Annotated in this window: 3 protein-coding genes; 2 read left to right on the top strand and 1 reads right to left on the bottom strand. The window is 74.5% G+C overall.

Features of this window, described 5'->3' with window-relative positions:
* The first annotated feature begins 234 nt into the window (after positions 1-234).
* Positions 235-1,497 carry a sensor histidine kinase gene (locus tag ACFV4N_RS41040; protein ID WP_499678095.1) on the top strand — a complete coding sequence of 421 codons (1,263 nt, stop codon included), beginning with the start codon at positions 235-237 and terminating at the stop codon, positions 1,495-1,497.
* A 498-nt stretch (positions 1,498-1,995) separates the two neighbouring features.
* Here ACFV4N_RS41040 and ACFV4N_RS41035 read toward each other — a convergent pair whose 3' ends face one another.
* Positions 1,996-2,778: a hypothetical protein gene (locus ACFV4N_RS41035; protein WP_499678094.1), complete on the bottom strand. Its 783-nt coding sequence runs from the start codon at positions 2,776-2,778 to the stop codon at positions 1,996-1,998.
* Between the two features lie 40 nt (positions 2,779-2,818).
* On the opposite strand from ACFV4N_RS41035, the gene ACFV4N_RS41030 reads away from it, so the two are divergent.
* Entirely contained in the window at positions 2,819-3,724 is a 906-nt protein-coding gene (locus ACFV4N_RS41030) for a hypothetical protein (RefSeq protein WP_499678093.1), read from the top strand.
* The last annotated feature ends 125 nt before the right edge of the window (positions 3,725-3,849 follow it).

Raw genomic sequence — 3,849 nt, 5'->3', positions numbered from 1 at the left:
CCCCCCCCCCCCCCGCCGCCCCCCCGCCCCCCCCCCGCCCCCCCCCCCGCCCCGCCCCGGGCCCCCCCCGCCCGGCCCCGGCCCACGTGGCGCGCCGCTCCGCTCCCCTCCCCTGGCCTGCGTCCGCTCACCGGACGTTCGCGGTCGCAATTTGTTGGCCGTCCGAGCGTCCCTTTCCGGTGATCAGCCCGTCTCGACGGGTGAGCGGGCGGGTCGGAGGCGGAGGTGCGGGTCATGCCAAGCGTGATGGCGGCGCAGTACGGTGAGGACCGGCGGATAGCTGACTCGGGAGGTCCGACCCTGGCCGGCAACGCGGTGGAGAGGCCGCCGGGCGGTCGGGTCAACGGCGTTCCGACCGATCGGGTGTCGCGTGCTGCCCGGGGCTGGGCGCGGCGGTACCGGCACGTGGCGTTCGACGTGGCCGCCGTGGCGATCGCGGCGCTCGACGTGTGGCTGCGGGTGGTGCCCGAGGCCGAGACGTACAACTACGTGCTGTCGGCCGCGGCGGTGGCGGCGGTGGCGCTGCGGCGGCGGTTCCCGTTCCTGGTGGTGCTGGTCACCGCGCCGGGGTTCCTGGCCGGGTGGGCGCAGCTGGCGGCGATGATCGCGCTCGGCACGCTGGCGCGGCGCAGGCTGCTGTCGACGCAGACGTTCATCGGCGCGGGGCTGGTGTGGTTCAGCCGGTTCTTCCTGTGGCCGCCGGCCGAGTTCGCGGAGCTGGACTGGAAGACCCACGTCCACAACGCCATCTACGGGTGCCTGGTGGCGGGGATGCCGATCGCGATCGGGCTGCTGGCGCACGCGCGCGAGGAGCTGTCGGCGCGGATCTCCGAGCTGGCCGCGAGCCGGGAGCGGGAGCGGGTGCTGCACGCGCACGCCGTGCGGGCCGACGAGCGGGCCCGGCTGGCGCGCGAGATGCACGACGTGGTGTCGCACCAGGTGAGCCTGATCGCGATGCAGGCGGGCGCCCTGCGCGTGGCGGCGGAGGACCCGAACGCGAAGCAGGTGGCGGGCACGATCCGCAAGCTGAGCACCCGCACCCTGGACGAGCTGCGCCACCTGGTGAGCGTCCTGCGCACCACGAACGGCGACGACTCGCCCCAACCGAGGATCGAGGACCTGCCGCAACTGGTGGCCGCCGCGGGCTTCCCGATCACCCTGACCGTGCACGGAGAGGTGGCGGCGCTGCCGGCCCCGGTGTCGGGCGCGGTGTACCGGACGGTGCAGGAAGCGCTGACGAACGTCCGCAAGCACGCGGGCGGCGCGCCCACGAGGGTGCTGGTCATCTCCGGCGCCGAGGAGCTGCGAGCGGAGATCCGCAACGACCCTCCTCGCCACCGGCAGGAGAGCGGAACCCTCCCCAGCGGCGGCCACGGCCTCGTGGGCCTGCGCGAAAGAGCCGCCCTGCTGAACGGGGACTTCGCCGCGACCCCCACCGAGGACGGCGGCTACCTGGTCCGCGTGACGTTCCCGGTGACCAGGCCACTCAACACCTGACCCGGCACACGGCACACCCCACCCGCCACACGATCAGGTGACGGACGTACGGAAACACCGTTACCGGCATCGGTTGGAACATGAGGAAACCCGACCACACCCCTCGTCAGAGATCCCCAGACCCCCAGGCGTCCCCAGCCCCAGCCCCAGCCCCATCACCATCACCGGCACCGGCACCGGCACCGGCGACCACCCAGCCACCACCACAGCCCTCAGCCCGCATCACAGCCACACCCACCACGGCCCCACCACGGCCCCGCCACCGCGCCGCACCGCAGCCCCGCCACCGCACCTGCCACAGCCCCGCCGCAGCCCTTGCCACCGCACCCGCCGCAGCCCCGCGATCTCCCTCGCCGCAGCCTCACGACCGCCGCAGCCCCACGACCGCCGCAGCGCTCTCACCCCACAGCCCGGCCGGCACCCCCACCGACGCGGCCCCGCACCGTCACCCGGCCCCGCACCGTCACCAGGCCCCGCACCGTCACCCCGCCTGCCCCGTCACCCCGCCCGCCCCGGCACCGGCCGGGCGATGCGCTGGGTCGCCTCGGGATCGGCAGGCGGCGGCAGGTCGTCCACGACCGGCCCCGGCGTCAGCCACCCCAGCGCGAACGCCACGGCAGCCGCACCCAGCACGAGCGGGACCTCCAGGTCCGGCGAGGGCGTCAGGAACCGCAGCGCCGGCAGCGACACCACCGCCACCAGCCCGGTCCCCACCCCCGCGGGCAGGAAGCGCACCGCCCGGCGCCAGCGGGTGGGCGGCAGCCGTCGGCGTGCCAGGGTCAGCAGCGCGCCGCCCCAGGCCAGCACGGTCAGTCCCGATGCCGCCAGCCCGAACACCCCGTAGACCGACCGCGTCGACCCGCGCACGTCGCCGACGGTCTCGGCCGACCCGATGACGTCCCGGTTGGCGTCCAGCACCTCCAGCGAGGTCGGCACGAAACCGGTCGCCTGCCCGCCCACCTGGCTCACGTCCAGCACGAACGCCCGCGTCACGCTCTGCCGACCCGGCACCTCGAACGGCAGGGTCGTGTCGTAGGAGAAGAACGTCAGCGCCAACGCCTCGCCGGACAACCGGATCGACTTGACGTGCCGGACCACGTCCGTTCCATTGTGGACGGTCACCTCGATCCGCGGCGACGTCGTCGGGTCGAGCACCAGCGTTTCCTCGCCCACCGGGGTTCCGTCCACAGTGGCGTTGACGGCGATCGCCTCGCCCTGCGCGGCGGCCGGGGCGACGCCGAGGGAGGTCCCGCACAGGAGCAGTGGGACGAGGCTGCTCATAATGCGTCTCACAGGGCACCTCGGAGTGGGGAAGGTCGATATGCGATCGGCAGGAACACTAGCTCTATTCGCCGCCCTGGCCTACGGCGTGGTCGTGCTCGTGGCGACACCGGTGTCCGCCCAGCCCCGGGCCACCGCCACCGCGTCGCCCGACACCGGTCCGGTGGGCGCTTCGTTCACCGTGAGCTGGGACGACCTCTACCTGGACCCGCGCTGCTCCAACCGCACGGTGCAGCTCGTCTGGGACTCGGGCCAGGTCGTCGGCACGGGCCGCCACGGGGATCGGGGGCGCGGGTCCGGCACCGCCACCGTCCCGGCGGGAGCGACGCCCGGCCCCCACGCGGTCACGGCGCGCCCGCTCTGCGCGGCCACGGGCAGCCCTTCCGACACCTTCACCGTGACCGCCGCGCCGACCACCACGAACCCGGTCACCACCACGACGACCGCTCCCCCGGCCGCCACGACCACGACCGCTTCGCCGGGGACGACCACCACGAGCCCGGTCACCACCACGACCACCACGACGACGACCACGACCACCACGACGACCGGCAGCTCGTCCGCCCCCGCCACCACGCGGTCGTCCGAGGGTGACGGCGCCCTGACCCTCGACAAGGACAACGTCCAGCCGGGTCACCCCCTGACCGCCACCGGCACCGGCTGCACGCCCGGCTCCGAGGTGGAGCTGACCTCGATGGGCGAGGACGTCGGCGCCGCGGTGGCCGACACGTCCGGGACGTTCAGCGCGAAGGTCGAGTTCAGGACCATCCAACCGGGACGCCAGGTCATCCGGGCGGACTGCGGCATCGTGCTGGTGGGCAGCGTCGACGTGGCCCTCACCAGCTCGACCGGCGGCGCCACGACCACGCTCGTGGTGCTGTTCGTCCTGTTCGGCGCCTTCGTGGTCCGCCGCCAGTTCACCGGCCTGTTCGCCAGGCGAACCTGAGCGGACCCGGGCGCGGAACCCCAGGCACGGAACCTCGAGCACGGAACTCCGGGCACGGGCAGGGACCCAGGCACGGGCACACCCGGCCGGCCCCTGGCGCGCACGGCAGCGGCCCCCGCGGGAAT

This window comes from Actinosynnema sp. NPDC059797 (genome assembly GCF_042732085.1).
Taxonomy (GTDB): Bacteria; Actinomycetota; Actinomycetes; order Mycobacteriales; family Pseudonocardiaceae; genus Actinosynnema.
This window is presented reverse-complemented; position numbering and strand designations above follow the sequence as displayed.